Source organism: Arcobacter denitrificans (SeqCode), from assembly GCF_048571185.1.
Classification (GTDB): Bacteria; Campylobacterota; Campylobacteria; order Campylobacterales; family Arcobacteraceae; genus Arcobacter; species Arcobacter denitrificans.
This window is the reverse complement of record NZ_CP182350.1, coordinates 1,144,745-1,161,226: the sequence shown is the minus strand read 5'-3', so window position 1 is coordinate 1,161,226 and position 16,482 is coordinate 1,144,745. Positions and strand designations below refer to the sequence as shown.

The window sequence follows — 16,482 nt, the reverse complement described above, 5'->3', positions numbered from 1 at the left end:
TAATTTCTTCAATTTTTGCAATATCACCTAAAGATTTAATAGGAAAGTGGGAGATGAGTAGCTTAAGCCATAAAAGAACAAATATCTCTTTTGGTTTATATAATGGTTATGATGAATCATTTGATATAAATTTTTTGGAAAACTACGTAGTAAAATATCAAGGGGAAGAGTATCAAAGTTATTATGTGCTTGATGCAGATAAAATTTTTGTATCTAAACATGAACCCTTTAATGGAGAGTTTTTAAATTCAAAAGCTATTGATATCTATGAAATAGTTAAAAAATTAAACAAAAAAGATACAAATAAAAAAGAGTGCTATGAAATCCATATCTTGCAAAAAGCACTTTATGGAATTTATAGTAGAAGAAGTAATCAAAAAATGTGTAGGTAAAAAAAGAGGGAGTACCCTCTTTTTAGTTTATTTAATTAAAGGGTCAGTAATCCCCAGATAATACATACCTATAAGACCAATAACTCCAGCAATTATACAATAATAAATAGTAGGTATAATTGTCTTTCTTAATATCTCACCCTCTTGATCAAGTAATCCAACAGTTGCAGAAGCTGCAACAACATTATGTATTGCTATCATATTTCCAGCAGCAGCACCTACTGCTTGAAGGGATACCATAAGAGCAGTTGAAAGTCCAAGAGCATCTGCAACTCCAAATTGGAATTGACTTAGCATCATATTTGAAACAGTATTACTTCCTGCAATAAAAGCTCCTAGTGCACCAATTGCTGGAGCAAATAGTGGATAAATATCACCAACTGAAATTGCCACAAAATTTGCCATAGCAACTGGCATAGAATCAAACCCTGCCTCATTTACTCCCGAGTTAATAAGTATTCTAACTAATGGAATAGTAAATATAAGTACAAAACCAGCACCTAGCATTACCTTTGAAGACTCACTTAGTGCTTCTTTCATCTCTTTAAATTCTATTTTGTGTAGAAAATAAGTGATTAAAACTACAAATACTAAGATACCACCTGGAAGATAAAGAGGAGTTATTGAGTAACCTAAGCCTTCACCTAAAATATTTTTAAAAGGAATAACCCAAGATTTAACAAAAGCATTTGCTTCATCTGAAACCCTTGTAATCACTAATATAATCGCCACAAGTACATATGGAATCCAAGCTCTTGTAAGTGACATATCAACTTTAGTATTCATAGCATCAAGGTTCATCTCAAGTTTTGATACCCAATGAACAGGCCACTTCTCTTTTGGAGCAAAATCCCAAGAGTCTTTAGGAATTAAAAAGCCTTTTTTAGCTGCAAATATTACTATTGGGAGTCCAACTAAAGCTCCAATAAGAGAAGGAAACTCTGCACCTAAAAACATACCAGTTAGCGCATAAGGAATAGTAAATGCCAATCCACCAAAAATAGCAAATGGTAAAATAGATAAGCCTTCTGTCCATGATTTGTTTTTACCAAAAAATCTAGTCATCATAATAATCATAAATAGTGGAATCAAAGTACCAGTTATAGCATGAATAACTGCAACTTCACTAGTGATTATTTGTAGATAAGTTTCCCAGTTTGAACCTGCAGCTTCTAAAGAGGTACCAATACTTTGTGCATCTAAACCTTTGTTAACTCCTATTAAAATAGGAGTTCCAACGGCACCAAATGATACAGGAGTACTTTGTATCATCATACCTATCATAACAGCGGCCATTGCAGGAAAACCAATTGCAACCATAAGTGGCGCTGCAATAGCAGCTGGTGTTCCAAACCCTGAAGCACCTTCAATAAATGAACCAAATAGCCAAGCAATAATAATAACTTGAACTCTTCTATCTGGACTTACATTGTTGAATCCTTCTCGAATCACTTTTATTGCACCAGAGTGTTTAAGTGTATTTAGTAATAAAATTGCACCAAATATTATCCATAAAACGGCAATTGTAATCAATAAACCTTGAATTGATGAAGCAAGTATTCTTGTAAAACTAACTTCCCATATATAAAAGGCTACAAGAGTTGTAACTACATAAACAATAGGCATTGCTTTTTTTGCAGGTAGCCTAAATCCAACTAACAATATCGCTGATACAAGTATAGGAAGTGCAGCAAAAAGTGCTTGTGTGCTTATTTCCATAAGATCTCCTTAAAATTTATAATTAAATATTAATTAAAGAAAATGATATTTGTATGATAAAAGTAGCATTAACATAGCATTTTATATAGAAAAGAACTAAAATGAAACAATAAGCAACATAAAACCCAAGATTTAGTAAAATCCTCGCAAAAAGATATTAGGATAGATAAATGAAATATGTAGGAGCACACGTTAGCGCAAGTGGTGGAGTATATAACGCACCTATAAATGCCACAGCAATAGGGGCAAAAGCATTTGCCCTTTTTACAAAAAATCAAAGACAATGGGCAGCAAAACCTCTAGAAAATGATGTTTTAGATAAATGGTTTGAAGAGATGGACAAATGTGGAATACTACCAAAGCATATCTTACCTCACGATTCTTATCTTATCAACTTGGGACACCCAATAGAAGAAAACAGACAAAAATCACTAGATGGATTTATCCATGAAATACAGCGATGTGAAATCCTAAAACTAGATAGACTAAACTTCCACCCCGGAAGTCATTTAAGAAAGATAAGTGAAGAAGAGTGTTTGGATAATATCGCTTTATCTATGAACAAAGCAATTGATGCAACAAATGACATAAAGCTAGTAATAGAAAACACAGCAGGACAAGGAAGCAACTTAGGATACAAGTTCGAACACCTAGCTTATATCATAGATAAAATAGAAGATAAAAGCAGAGTAGGAGTATGTATAGATACCTGTCATATGTTTACAGCTGGATATGATATAAGAACACGAGAAGCCTACGATAAAACATGGAAAGAGTTTGACGATGTAGTAGGAAGACAATACCTAATGGGTATGCATATCAATGACTCAAAACCAGAACTAGGAAGCAGAGTAGATAGACATGATAGTTTGGGTGCGGGAAAGATTGGTTGGGATGCTTTTGGGTTTATTATGAATGATGAGAGGATGGATGATATTCCTCTTGTTTTAGAGACTATTAATGAGGAGATTTGGGCGGAGGAGATTGCTAATTTGTATAAATTAGTGGAAAAATAAAAGGAATTTTCCTTTTATTTCGCTCTTGAAGAACTGACGTTCTTCGCTTCTTCACTTTTTGGTAGCAAAAAGTAAAACAAAAAGCCACCAACGGCTCGTATAATAAAATTAATGGAGATATAGATAATATATTTTCATAGAGTTTGTTAAGTGATATATCGAACTACGGCGAAAGAGATTAAAAAATAATCATCTTGATTTGAAGTCAGATAGTCATATTAAAAGTTTGAGTGGCAACAAGAACAGTAATAAACTAGTTCGAATTTACGAGTCCGAAATATGTATGACAAATCAGGTAGGAGAAATCCTACCCTAACGAACTCTTTATCCTAAAATAAAGGTTCCAGATATGTATTCTATCGGATTAGATATTAGTAAGTCAACAATCAATGTGTATGTTCCTTTTAATGATTTAGATTTAGTTATTGAGAATAATTTAAAATCATTAAAAAGTCTATATTCTAAATTAAAAAAGCATTACAAAAAAGATATAGATAAGTTAGTATTTGTGTATGAACCAACAGGGAATTATTCTTCTGTTATAAAAAAGTTTGCAGCAAATAAAAATATCAAATGCTTTATAGTAAATCCTAAACAAAGTTCAAATTTTAGTAAAGCCATAGGACAAAGAAATAAAAATGATGTAAATGATGCCCGAATGTTATCACAAATGATAGTAACAGCATCAAAGGAACAGATTAAAGTACCAGTAATAAAACAAGAAATAGAAGAGATAAAAGAGTTGATAACTTACTATCAATTTTTAATTAAACAAAAATCACAAAATAAAAATCATTTAGAATCTTTGATAGCTAAAGATGGAATAAGTAAATTAATACAAAGAATAAAAAAAGAGATAAAACTTTTAGAACAAAAAGAAAAAGAGATACTACTTGAAATAAAAAAAGTAATAGCAAAAGATGAGAAACTTCAAGAAGCATTTATAAATATACAAAGTATAAAAAGTGTAGGAGAAGTATCAGCAATAGTTCTATTGCATCATTTTATACAATACTCAAATGCAAACCAAAAAGAGATAATATCACTTGCAGGATTAGATCCAATAGAGAAGAGTTCAGGAACATCAATAAAAGGAAGAACAAGAATATCAAAAGCTGGTTCAAAACTATGTAGAAGTGTATTGTTTATGGCAAGCCTAAATGCCACACAATATAATGAAGAGTTAAAAAGATTTTATAATAGATTAAAAGATAATGGGAAACATACAACAGTAGCACAAATAGCAGTAATGAGGAAAATAGTAGTAATAGCACATAGTATTTATAAAAATAACGAAATATATGATGAGGAAAGATTTAAAAGATATTTATGATAATTTAGATTTTTTTATCTGTTTTTAAGGTGGCAACTTCAAAGCCCTTCGGGTTCCCTTACTTATTATTTTTCTTTTTCCCGCTTGTCAAAACTCGCTTATTAAAACTTGCATTTAGCAAATTTCAAACACTCAAACAGTTGCCAAACGTGTTTGGAAAAAAGAAAAATAAACGTTCGGCTTTTGCAGATGTTGGGAAAGAGGGATAAGGATATTTTCTTTTTTTAAATTTCTTTTTTTGACGTAAACTATAATATTAATTTTTTATAATCATTAAATTACTTTGGTGTAATTAATTGTTTGGTAAAATTTATCTTACAAAAGAGGTTACATTATGGATAATTATATTTATGTAGAAAAAGATGATAAGTTAATAGTAGGGTTTATTAATACTAGTGGAGAACTAGAATATACTGAGTATATTCCAGCAGATGGCGGAGTATTTATTCTTGATGAGTCAAAAGAATATACCAAAGAAGAATTAGAAGATTTTCTTTTTGAAAATGCATAAGTAAGCATATGATGACAGGTGTATATGAGCAATTAATAAATAGTTTAATTTCAAAAAAACTTAATAATATAAAAGAAGAAGAATTTTATATAAAAACTTCAAAGATTGAAAAAAATGAAGCTTCACTTATTTTAACTCAGTATTTATCTAAAATTATACATTTTTCTTTAAATTCAATTAGTGGTGAAGATTCAATAGAAAATCAAATTCAGTTAATAAATAAAATTATATATTTACTTAAGAATGAAATTGAGAAACAAGATTTTACAGAAAATCTATTGGATATTAATACTTCTTTATTAACTGCAATACTTCCTAAAATTGATAGCAATATAGTTGACTTTGAAAAACATCTAAAAGAAATAACTCCTTATACAGGATTAACACAAAGTGAATTGTTTACAGGAAGTAATACAGGTATTTCTTTAGAAAGTGAATTAAGAAAAGAAATATTATCTTCTAATGAAATTTATTTTTTAGTCTCATTTATTAAATGGGCTGGAATTAGAATCTTTGAAAAAGAGTTGCGAGAAGTTACGTCACAAGGTAAAAAATTAAAAATAATCACAACTTCATATATGGGTGCAACAGATTTAAAAGCAGTTGAATTCTTATCCAGTTTGCCAAATACAGAAGTTAAAGTTTCATACAATACGGCAAATGAAAGGTTACATGCTAAGTCATATCTCTTTTTTAGAGACACAGGGTTTCATACGGGATATATTGGCTCTTCTAATATCTCAAAAAGTGCATTAACAAGTGGCTTGGAATGGAATTTAAAAGTAACGACTGCCGAAATATCTCATGTGATTGAAAAGTTCAAAAAAACATTTGATACATATTGGGAAGATAAAGAATTTGAAACATTTACAAAGGCAGATACAACTAAACTAAATCAAGCGCTTAAAAGTAGTGGAATAAAAGATAAAAATATTGCTAGTATTTATTTTGACTTAAAGCCTTTTCATTATCAAGAGGAGATTTTAGAACAACTGGAAGCTCAAAGAGAGATACATAATAGATTTAGAAATCTAATAGTTGCAGCAACTGGAACAGGAAAAACAGTTATAAGTGCATTTGACTATAAAAGATTTAAAAATATAAATGCTAAAGCCAGATTACTTTTTGTAGCGCATAGAAAAGAGATATTAAAACAAGGATTAGCAACTTTTCGTGGAGTTTTAAGAGATAATAATTTTGGTGAACTTTGGGTTGATGGAGAAACCGCAATATCTAATGAACATCTTTTTGTTTCAGTTCAAACTTTACAAAATAATATTGGTAATTTAAATTTATCAAAAGAGTATTATGATTTTATTATTATTGATGAAGTTCATCATATCTCTGCAAATAGTTACAGACCTATATTAGAAAAATTTAATCCTAAAATTTTACTGGGATTAACAGCAACCCCTGAAAGAATGGATAATGAAAATATTTTGTCTGATTTTTGTGATGTAATTGCTGCTGAAATTAGACTACCTGAGGCATTAAATAGAAAACTATTGTGTCCTTTTCAATATTTTGGAATAAGTGATAGTATAGATTTAAAAAATATTGAGTGGAAAAATGGAAAATATTCACCAACTGAATTGACAGAGGCTTACAATAAAGAAAACAGAGTAGGTGAAATTATTTCAAAATGTGAAGAATATTTAACAAATATTCATGAAGTTATAACTTTAGGTTTTTGTGTATCAAAAGAACATGCAAAATTTATGAGTGAAAAATTTAATGAAGCAGGATTAAAATCTAATTATTTAGTTAGTGGATATACCTCTAGAGAAATAAGGGATAATATAAAAAGAAGTCTATTATCTAAAGAGATTAATTATTTGTTTGTTGTAGATATTTTTAATGAGGGAGTAGATATTCCTCAAATTGATACAATTTTATTTTTAAGACCAACAGAGAGTTTAACTGTTTTCTTACAACAATTGGGACGAGGATTAAGGTTTTCTGATAACAAAGAGTGCTTAACCGTTTTAGATTTTGTTGGTAATGCTAGAGATGAATACGATTTTGAAGGTAAATTTAGAAGTATAATTGGTAAAACGAATAATTCAGTAAAAGAAGAGATAGAGAATGAGTTCCCTCATTTACCATTAGGTTGTTCTATTATATTAGAAAAAAAAGCGAAAGAACACATTTTAAACAATATTAAAAAAGCTACTATTTTAGGTAAAAACAAGTTAATTAACAAAATTATAAATTATAAAAATCATACTCATTTACCTTTGAATATTAGTAACTTTTTACAAATCAATCATATAGAATCAGAGGCAATATACAAAAGAGGGAGTTTCTCTTCTTTATGCTTTGAGGCAGGAGTAATTAAAAATTATGATGATAAAAATGAAATTGAGTTTGTACGAACAGTTTTGAAAAAATGGTTATTATCAAATTCTTTAAGTTATTTTGAGTTTATAAAAGAATTGATAGAAAATGATTTTGATTTATCAATCTTAAAATCGGAAAATGAAAAATTGATGTTAATGATGTTTTATTATGATTTTTGGCAGAAACCAAATTTATTCAATAATTTAGAAGATTCAATAAAAGAAATATCACTCAACGGAATATTGATTAAAGAAATGAAAGAGATTATTGAAATTTTAATTGATAAAATAAATTACATAGAGAAGGATATAGTACTTCCATATAAACATCCCATTAAACTTCATTCAAGATATACGAGGGAACAAATATTATCTGCCTTTGGATTAAATACATTTACTAGACAATATAGTAGTAGAGAAGGTGTACTAAATATAAAAGAAAAAAATACTGAACTGTTATTTGTTACATTAGAAAAGACAGAAGATAAATACTCTCCTACAACAATGTATGATGATTATGCAATAAGTGAAAAGCTCTTTCATTGGCAATCACAAAATTCAACAAAACCTAATTCTCCTAAAGGAAAATCATATATTAATCATCGAAAAGAAGGGAAAAGCATAATCTTATTTGTAAGAGAATCTAATCATGATAAAAATAAGAATACTATGACTTATATTTGTTTAGGAAAAGTCTTTTATAAATCACATTATGGAAGTCAGCCAATGAGTATAACTTGGGAATTAGAAGAAGAAATACCTCCTTTTTTATGGTCAAGTATTGCAAAAATGGCTGTTGGGTAAATATAAAAAGTAGTTAAAATAATCAAATGTCCTTATCCCTATAATCCAACATTTGCAAAAGCCGAATGTTTATTTTTTTCTTTTCTAAACAAGATTGGCAACTGTTTAAGTGTTTAAAAGTTGCTAAACGCAAGTTTTAATAAATGAGTTTTGCCAAGCAGAAAAGATAAAAATAATAAGTGAGGGAACCCGAAGGGCTTTGAAACCGTTGGTGGCTTTTTGTTTTACTTTTTACCACTAAAAAGTGAAAAAGCAAAGAATGTCAGTTCTTCAAGAGAGATTTATATAAATATTACAAAGTGAAATATTTTAAAAGACTAATAGTTTTTATTGGTATAATTCTTCTCATAAAATATCATTTTTAATTTCAAGGAAAATATCAAAATGACTAATTCAAATATACTTATATATCAAACAGAAGATGGGAAAATGAATATACAAACTCGACTTGAGGATGAAAATATTTGGCTAACTCAAAAAGATATGGCAGAACTTTTTCAAACAAGTAAACAAAGTATAAGTTTACATACACAAAATATATTTGAAGAAAATGAATTGGATTTTGATGCAACTGTCAAGAAATACTTGACAGTTCAAAAGAAGGAAATAGAGATGTTCAAAGAAATCTTGAATATTATAATTTAGATGTAATCATATAGTCATAATCAAGCTTTAGAAAAAGCTAATACTGAGTATAAAAAATACAAAGATAAGATAAAAAATGAACTCTCAAATGTAGAAAAAGATTTTATAAAGCAACTTGATAATACGGCTAAAACTTTAAAAAAGAAAAATTGAGGAATCAAAGGATGCTTAAGAGAGATTCAAAATTAGCTAAATCAAAATTTATATGGTATTTGACAAAATCAAAAATTAATAATATACTTTCATCATAAATATCCTTCGGGACCACTCACCTTTTAGGTGAGGTTAATTCATTAATTTTTTATTTCTTCAAATTCTGTTTTGTTTATTACACCAATTTTATTTAATAGTCTATTACTGCTAAAGAGTTTAAGTTGAGATAGTAATGCTATATTTGTTATTAAGTTATCATTTTTAGTGAATTCAAACTTATGATAGAATATTCCCTCTTTTATTTGTGTTGATAACGGTATGCCAAAGAACATAAATTTATTAAATTTTTTTAATATAATTACGGGACGAACAAATTCTTTTCCTTTTCCATTTTGTTCAAAACCTATATTTTGACCAATTTTACAGTAGAAAATATCTCGTTCTTTAAAACTTCTAAATCTTTTATCATAATTTGTCATTTTTTTAGAGTATTCCATGAATCAAATATTTTATTTTGTGTTTCCATATAATACCTTTTAATAAATTTCATTAAAATTATATCAAAGTTTCATTATGGTTTTTATATTTAAAGCTTTATTTATTGATGTATTTTCATTCTTTTAATGCACACTCTAAAAATAAAATCTTACTATTCTTAAAAATAGTTTAAAAAACTATTTTTAAGCCCATATTTACCTATATTCATCAAAAATCTTATTTTAATATAGCCTTCAAAGATATATAATAAGCCTTATATAATAAAGGTATAGACAATGATAGACAAGAATCAACAAAATAATAACAATATAGAAAATATGAGCAGTTCTGCAAAACTATTTTTTAGTAACTATGAGCAGTTTAAAACAAAAGCAATTCCTAGTGACATCAAACTTTTTAATAATTATTTTCCCATGATGGATGCTTTACCTCACTTAAAAAAGAAAAATGTACTTGATAAGTGTCCTATTTATGACCTATTTGGAAGTAGTAATAAAATTATTTATGAGCAATATGACTGTGTTGATATTGATTCTATTAAAATAAATAGTAATAAGATTTTTATTAACTTCATAGTTAGTTTAAGTATTCCAGAAAGTTTTATTGAAGATATGACTCAAAATATTAAAAGTAATACTTATGCCAATAGTGAATTTACTGTAAAAGTAACTAATGTAGATACTTACGACTATGGGAAAATAGATGTAATTTACAGTATTGATGAAAGAAACACTATCTTTGATGAATCTGAGCTAATAGATATCTATCATGGATTGAGTGTACTTAATCTAAACTCTGAACTACAGGATAAAGTAAAAAATATGCTTATAAAAGCTTTCTAGGTTTTTAAGTTTTTAAAAGAGGAGTCACTCCTCTTTTTCATAAATCACTCTATTTCTCCCCTCATCTTTTGCTTTATATAAAGCTTTGTCTGCTCTTTCATAAATAGTTTCGTAAGTATCTTTATTTAAGATATTTTTAGCAACTCCTATACTAATTGTTATTTTAAGTAAATCCTTCCCATAGTTAAAAATAGTATCTTCAATATTTTGTCTTATTCTTTGGGCAAAGTTTATGGCATTTTCTTTATTTTTTTCATCTAAAAGTATCATAAACTCTTCTCCTCCTATTCTTCCTATATAATCTTTTTTTGAGATAATCTTTCTTATGTTGTTAATGGCATCTTTTAAAATAAAGTCTCCACATAAGTGTCCATAGGTATCATTTATTTTTTTAAAGAAATCAATATCTAAAACTAAGAGATGAAACTCTTTTGTATCAATCCAGACTTCACACATATCTTTTATAGCAACTTTATTAAATATTTTTGTTAGTCCATCAATAGAAGCTTTTACTTCTAGATGTGATATCTTTTTATTTAAAGTAGAGACATCATTCATACAAATTAGATATTTGCCCATATCAAGTTTAGATACATCAAAAGTAAAATAAAAGTTGTCATTTCCCATAATCTGAAATTTTGCAGGGATATTCTTTGAAGAGTAGTATTGTGCAATATTTAGAACATTTTTTTGAGTATTGTTATCTACAAGAACTATATTTGATAAGAAATTATCTTCTGAGGTAAAGGTATCTACAAACTTTTTATTTACGCTTTGTATCTTATTTCCTTGGGTTATCATGATGATATTTTGTTGTGTATCTAGAACTGATTTTAAAAAATCTCTCTCTTTTTTGAGTTTTTCATGCTGCTTTATATCTATTGAAAGAAGCATTTCATTTAATTTTTTTGCTAAGAAAGAAATCTCATCATCATAGTTATCTTTTATTATTATCTCTAGCTTGTTATTTTCAGAGATTTTTTTTACTTTGTTTGAGATTTTGATAATCCTATCTGAAAAAAATATTTTTATAAAAATATAAAATATCATGATGATAAGTAAAAAGCAAATAGATACGCTATACAATATAAAATTCATATTGGATTTTAGTTCTTGATATATATATCTTTTACTTTTTATACTAATATAAAAGTTTTTATTTGTAAATTCATCAAAATACCTTACATAGGTAAAAAGATAGTTTTCATCTACATTGATAGTTTTGTATTTTATATTTAGCGTTTTATTTTTGAGAGTGTTAAACTTATCAAAATCCACACTATTTATAAGTGAGACATACTCTTGTAGTACATCAGATATATTAGATAAAAAGTGAGAATCAATCGCTCTTGAAAAGTATATGTAACCTATAGTTTGAGAGGCTCTATTTTTTATCTCTTTTATATCAAAAATAGACTTTTCATAATCAGTAGTCATGTAAAAAATCTCTTTTTTCTTATTTATGTATTTCTTTATATCTTTTGTTTTAATAAAATTAATTAACTCAGTTGAGACACTTAACATCTCATTTGAACTAATATCATAACTTTTACCAAAAAGAAACTCTTTATTCTTATCAAAAATCAAAAAGTTGCTGATATTTAATTCTTCCATTAAATTACTGTTATTAAAATATGTTTTAAGTTGTGATTGTTCTTTGTTGTTGATTATGTTTCTTAGTCTTTCATTTTCTTGAAATTCGTATGCTATCTTTTTAAGATACTCACTATTGAAGTCTATTATGTTGTGTAGCTTTAAAATATTTCTTTGGATTATTTTATCTTCAAGTATCTGAGACTTTTGAATTCTATTTTGTACAAGACCTGATATAAAGGTTATAATAATTAGACTAATAAGAGTAAATAATAATGCCATCTTCTTGCTTATTTTCATTGGTATTCCCTAAAAATAAATTTTTTTGGAATATAACATAATAAGTATTAAACAATAATGATTATCAGTATAAAATATTGAGTATTTAAATAATTAGTTAAAAATTTATAATCAATTTTAATAAAAAATCATGTAAAATAGAAAAAATATCAAGGAAACCTTTTTATGATAATACTAGTTTTACTTTCTCCTTTTTTGATAGCATTAGGGTGGGTTTTATATGTAGACTCCTCAAATATAAATATGATAGAAAAATTTTACAAAAACGAATCTTGCAAGACAATTTATAATTATAAGTCAAGATATAAAGGTTTATGTAAAGATAGTATTACAATAATAAACAACAATTTTAGTATTGATTTTTCACAAAATGTTTATATAAAATATGATGATATTAAAAATATAAAGATTGTAAATAAAGATATTTTAATACAAAGTTCTAAAGGCAAAGAAAAGTTATACTTTAAAGAAAAAGTCGATACTGATAAGTTTTATGAACAGTTAAGTAAAAGATTAAAATAGAGTATCTTATTTTAAGATTTGTTGGTGTATTATTGATATTTAGCAAAGAATTTTAAATAGATAATTAAAAATAGGAATAACAATTAATGAATGAGTTGATTAAATTTATAAAGAGTATAGATTTAGAAAAAGAAGATCTATTTGTACAGTTGAAGTGTAATTTAGAAGAGGGAAAAATACTTCAACATCTTACAAAAGAGTATATAAATGGTAGAGATGCTTTGATGGTGATAGATATTTTATCAGAGTTTTATGATGTGAAAAGATATGAGCATCTAGAAAAACTTGAAGTTATAAAATCACTACTAGAGCTTGGTTGGCTAGTTCAAAACTCATTTACTCCAATAAAACTAAGTGAGTTGTCAAAATTAGAGTTATTGAACTCTAGTGTATCTTTAACATCATCATTTTTAAGACTTATGGAAGATGGTTCTATGGATATGTCTTTACCTGAGATAACTAAATATAGTGATCACTTAGAGTATTTACAAGACCAATTTTTCAAAATAGATTTAGCTCAAAAGTTAAATGTAGTAAAACACAATTTTGATGAAAAATCACCAAATATAAAAAGACTAAAATCAAAACTTACCCTTTTGGAAAATAGAATCAAAGAGAGAGTACAAGCTACTCCCAATGAGATTATGATAGTGGGATTTTTTAAAGAAAATGATCTAAATGAACATGAACAGATGATATTTATAGCACTACTTAAAGAGGAGTATTCAGGAGGGGATGAGTCAATAAGAGATATGAATTCACTTATTGAGCTGATTTCACATGATGATTATGAAAAAATCAAAAACAGAAGTTTACTAGAAGAGAGTTCAAAGCTGGTTTCAACAGGACTTGTGGATTATGATGAGATGCTAACTCCCTTTGGTGGAATAAATAGAAACTTCTATATTCCTGATGAGGTTTTATATAAGATTTCACACCCAACAAAAAAGAAAACAAGAACAGCTAAAATCAAAATTGATAATGTAATAAAAGAACAAGATATGTTTGAACTAATATCAACTGATAAAACTATGGAAGATGTTGTTTTAAATCCAAAGACAAGAGAGACTTTAGATGCACTTTTGCAACAAGTAGACAAAAAGGTAATAAATAGACTAAAAGAGTGGGGAATAAAAGATAGAAAAAAAGGTATTGATGCAAGAATTATCTTTTATGGAGTTGCAGGTACTGGTAAAACTCTAACTGCTTTAGCCTTAGCAAAATCACTTAAAAGACAAGTTTTAGCTTTTGATTGTTCTAAAATACTCTCTATGTATGTGGGTGAGAGTGAAAAAAATGTCAGAAAAATCTTTGAAACATACGTAGATATAAGAGATAAAACAAAATCAGAGCCAATTTTACTACTAAATGAAGCTGATCAATTTTTAAGTTCTAGAGTAACAGAATCTACAAGTGGTAGTGATAAAATGCACAATCAAATGCAAAATATCTTTTTAGAGCAAATAGAGCGTTTCGATGGAATACTTATTGCAACTACAAATCTTTTGGAGAGCTTGGATAAAGCATTTTCAAGAAGATTCAACTATAAAATAGAGTTTGTAAAGCCAAATAAAGTTCAAAGACTAGAATTATGGAAAAAGTTATTGCCTGAAAATATCCCATTGGATAGTGATTTTGATATGGAAAAAATATCAGAAGTTGAACTAACAGGTGGACAAATAGAACTAGTTATTAAGAATACTGCCTATAAAGTGGCAGTTAAGGATGAACCAATCTTTAGAATGGAAGATTTTAAAGAACAAATTACTAAAGAACAGCGGTCTCAATTTGACACTGAAAATAAAGTTGGATTTTTTTAAAACTGTTTTCAATTCTCTATATAAAAATATAATATTAGTATGATAAATTTATATTAATCTAAGCTAAGATTAATATAAATCCATTAATTATTGTTTTTTACCTATAAATATAAATTTTTAAAATAATAATGTTAAGAATGATTGATTTTAGGCTAAGCTATTTTTAATCTTAAGCGATTTAGTGGTGGATTTATTAAGTCTAGATTTAAAATATTTTTGCTAGTATCTAGCTGAATATAAATTAAAATGAAAAAACTAAATTCTTTTAATACGAAGAAATTAAGGATATAAATATGACTCATATGGATTTCGCTCATCCGTATTTTGGTGTTTTTATGATGTTTGTTTTAACCTTTGGGGCATTTTTTGCAACAATTTGGTTAGCAAGACTTGTAAGTCGAAAAATGGCAAGACTTGATACAGAAAAACTTAAAACCACATATTATGAATGTGGACCAGAAGTTACAAAACAGCCAAATACTATCTCTGTGCAGTTTTACCTTATGGCACTGCTGTTTATACTATTTGATATAGAGATAATTTTTATGTTTCCATGGGCAGTTGACTTTAAAGTCTTAGGATGGTTTGGATTTATAGAGATGCTTCTATTTATTCTTTTACTTACTATTGGCTTTATTTATGCATGGAAAAAAGGAGCGCTTGAATGGCACAGCATAAAATAAAATATTTTCAAGATGGGGGAGCACCTATTGCTCTTACAACTGTTGACAAAATTGTAAATTTCGGAAGAAGTAACTCTTTATGGCCTTTAACTTATGGTTTGGCTTGTTGTGCAATTGAGATGATGGCAACTGGAGCTTCAAGATTTGACTTCGATAGATTTGGGACAATATTTAGAGCGAGTCCTAGACAAGCAGATGTTATAGTTGTAGCTGGAACGCTTACAAAAAAACATGCTGAATATATGAGAAGATTATATGACCAAATGCCAGATCCAAAATGGGTTATCTCTATGGGGTCATGTGCAAATACTGGTGGTATGTTTAATACTTATGCCACAGTTCAAGGAGTAGATAGAATTATCCCTGTAGATATTTATCTTCCAGGTTGTGCTCCAAGACCTGAAACACTTCAATATGCTCTAATGATGCTTCAAAAGAAAATAAGAAGAGAATCTGCATTTTTATCTAAAAAGAAAAAGAGGTTAGTATAATGAGAAAATATACTCCTAAAGATGATGTTCAAAAAAAATCATACTATAATGATAGATTTTATGTAACACCAACAATCCCAAGACTTGACCCAGCAAGTGATGAAATATATGCAAAAGATATTGAAGGTTTAAAATCTAAAATTACTATACTAGATAGTTATATTGAAAATGGCGAGTTAGTTATATATATAAATCCACAAGATAATGTAAAAACATTAACACTTCTAAAAGAAGAGTTAGAATATGACATGCTTATGGAACTTTCAGCAATAGACTATATTGCTACTAGAAATGGTTTTGAAATCTTTTATGAGATGCTTTCTATGAGTAAACATAAACGTATGAGAGTAAAGTGTTTTATTGAAGAGAAACAGACTCTTGAGTCAGTATATGGTGTGTTTAAAATGGCAAACTGGGCAGAGCGAGAAATGTTTGACATGTATGGGGTTAAAATACTTAATCACCCAAATATGAAAAGAATCCTTATGCCTGATGATTGGTATGATCATCCCTTGAAAAAAACATATCCACTACATGGTGATGAAGTTGCACAATGGTATGAAGTAGACCATATCTTTGGAAAAGAAGCAAGAGAAGAAATAGGTCCAGAAGAGCGTGACGATGCAGCTGTTGATAGATATGATACTACAAGATTCTCAAGACTTGGTCATGAAGTTCCTTTTGGAACACCAATTTCAGAAGGAACTGAGACTCAAACACCACTTGGATATACAGAAGAGGGTGGAGTAAAATTATTTGGAAAACGAATCATCAAAGACTTAGATGAAAAAAAATCAAAAATATTAGATAAGAGAAGGTAG

The 16,482-nt window shown here is 27.9% G+C and carries 15 protein-coding genes; 12 read left to right on the top strand and 3 right to left on the bottom strand.

The window, feature by feature from the left end; translation table 11 throughout:
• The first annotated feature begins 53 nt into the window (after positions 1-53).
• Positions 54-392 (top strand): hypothetical protein, encoded by a 339-nt coding sequence (locus tag ACNI28_RS05780; RefSeq protein ID WP_419766270.1) that lies wholly within the window; start codon positions 54-56, stop codon positions 390-392.
• A 27-nt stretch (positions 393-419) separates the two neighbouring features.
• Here the strand turns inward: ACNI28_RS05780 and ACNI28_RS05775 are convergent, their stop codons facing one another.
• A complete protein-coding gene (locus ACNI28_RS05775; RefSeq protein ID WP_419766269.1) occupies positions 420-2,111 on the bottom strand; it encodes an L-lactate permease in 1,692 nt (563 codons plus the stop codon).
• Between the two features lie 170 nt (positions 2,112-2,281).
• Here ACNI28_RS05775 and nfo point away from each other — a divergent pair, with 170 nt between their 5' ends.
• The 5 genes from nfo (at position 2,282) to ACNI28_RS05750 (ending at position 8,759) form a co-directional block, all read left to right on the top strand.
• Positions 2,282-3,127 carry a deoxyribonuclease IV gene (gene nfo / locus ACNI28_RS05770; protein ID WP_419766268.1) on the top strand — a complete coding sequence of 282 codons (846 nt, stop codon included), beginning with the start codon at positions 2,282-2,284 and terminating at the stop codon, positions 3,125-3,127.
• A 349-nt stretch (positions 3,128-3,476) separates the two neighbouring features.
• Positions 3,477-4,460, top strand: coding sequence for an IS110 family RNA-guided transposase (locus ACNI28_RS05765; RefSeq protein ID WP_419764289.1), 984 nt, complete (start codon positions 3,477-3,479; stop codon positions 4,458-4,460).
• 334 nt (positions 4,461-4,794) lie between these two features.
• Positions 4,795-4,971, top strand: a complete 177-nt coding sequence (locus tag ACNI28_RS05760) for a hypothetical protein (RefSeq protein ID WP_419766267.1) — start codon at positions 4,795-4,797, stop codon at positions 4,969-4,971.
• Between the two features lie 8 nt (positions 4,972-4,979).
• The gene (locus ACNI28_RS05755; protein WP_419766266.1) at positions 4,980-8,114 is read left to right on the top strand and encodes a DUF3427 domain-containing protein; all 3,135 of its coding nucleotides are present in this window, start codon (positions 4,980-4,982) and stop codon (positions 8,112-8,114) included.
• 384 nt (positions 8,115-8,498) lie between these two features.
• On the top strand, positions 8,499-8,759 hold the full coding sequence (locus ACNI28_RS05750) for a virulence RhuM family protein (protein WP_419766265.1): 261 nt from the start codon (positions 8,499-8,501) through the stop codon (positions 8,757-8,759).
• A gap of 293 nt (positions 8,760-9,052) precedes the next feature.
• On the opposite strand, the gene ACNI28_RS05745 is transcribed toward ACNI28_RS05750, so the two are convergent.
• Complete coding sequence (locus ACNI28_RS05745; protein ID WP_419766264.1) at positions 9,053-9,391, bottom strand: type II toxin-antitoxin system PemK/MazF family toxin; 339 nt, start codon at positions 9,389-9,391, stop codon at positions 9,053-9,055.
• 294 nt (positions 9,392-9,685) lie between these two features.
• Here ACNI28_RS05745 and ACNI28_RS05740 point away from each other — a divergent pair, with 294 nt between their 5' ends.
• Positions 9,686-10,252 (top strand): hypothetical protein, encoded by a 567-nt coding sequence (locus ACNI28_RS05740; RefSeq protein WP_419766263.1) that lies wholly within the window; start codon positions 9,686-9,688, stop codon positions 10,250-10,252.
• 24 nt (positions 10,253-10,276) lie between these two features.
• Here the strand turns inward: ACNI28_RS05740 and ACNI28_RS05735 are convergent, their stop codons facing one another.
• Complete coding sequence (locus ACNI28_RS05735) at positions 10,277-12,145, bottom strand: sensor domain-containing diguanylate cyclase (RefSeq protein WP_419766262.1); 1,869 nt, start codon at positions 12,143-12,145, stop codon at positions 10,277-10,279.
• A 165-nt stretch (positions 12,146-12,310) separates the two neighbouring features.
• Between ACNI28_RS05735 and ACNI28_RS05730 the strand changes: the two genes are divergently transcribed.
• The 5 genes from ACNI28_RS05730 (at position 12,311) to ACNI28_RS05710 (ending at position 16,482) form a co-directional block, all read left to right on the top strand.
• Positions 12,311-12,667, top strand: a complete 357-nt coding sequence (locus ACNI28_RS05730; protein WP_419766261.1) for a hypothetical protein — start codon at positions 12,311-12,313, stop codon at positions 12,665-12,667.
• An 86-nt stretch (positions 12,668-12,753) separates the two neighbouring features.
• The gene (locus tag ACNI28_RS05725; RefSeq protein ID WP_419766260.1) at positions 12,754-14,487 is read left to right on the top strand and encodes an ATP-binding protein; all 1,734 of its coding nucleotides are present in this window, start codon (positions 12,754-12,756) and stop codon (positions 14,485-14,487) included.
• A gap of 293 nt (positions 14,488-14,780) precedes the next feature.
• The gene (locus ACNI28_RS05720) at positions 14,781-15,170 is read left to right on the top strand and encodes an NAD(P)H-quinone oxidoreductase subunit 3 (RefSeq protein WP_419766259.1); all 390 of its coding nucleotides are present in this window, start codon (positions 14,781-14,783) and stop codon (positions 15,168-15,170) included.
• Positions 15,152-15,661, top strand: a complete 510-nt coding sequence (locus ACNI28_RS05715) for a NuoB/complex I 20 kDa subunit family protein (RefSeq protein WP_419766258.1) — start codon at positions 15,152-15,154, stop codon at positions 15,659-15,661. The genes ACNI28_RS05720 and ACNI28_RS05715 overlap by 19 nt, the downstream gene beginning before the upstream one ends.
• Positions 15,661-16,482: an NADH-quinone oxidoreductase subunit C gene (locus ACNI28_RS05710; protein WP_419766257.1), complete on the top strand. Its 822-nt coding sequence runs from the start codon at positions 15,661-15,663 to the stop codon at positions 16,480-16,482. Before ACNI28_RS05715 ends, ACNI28_RS05710 begins: the two co-directional genes overlap by 1 nt.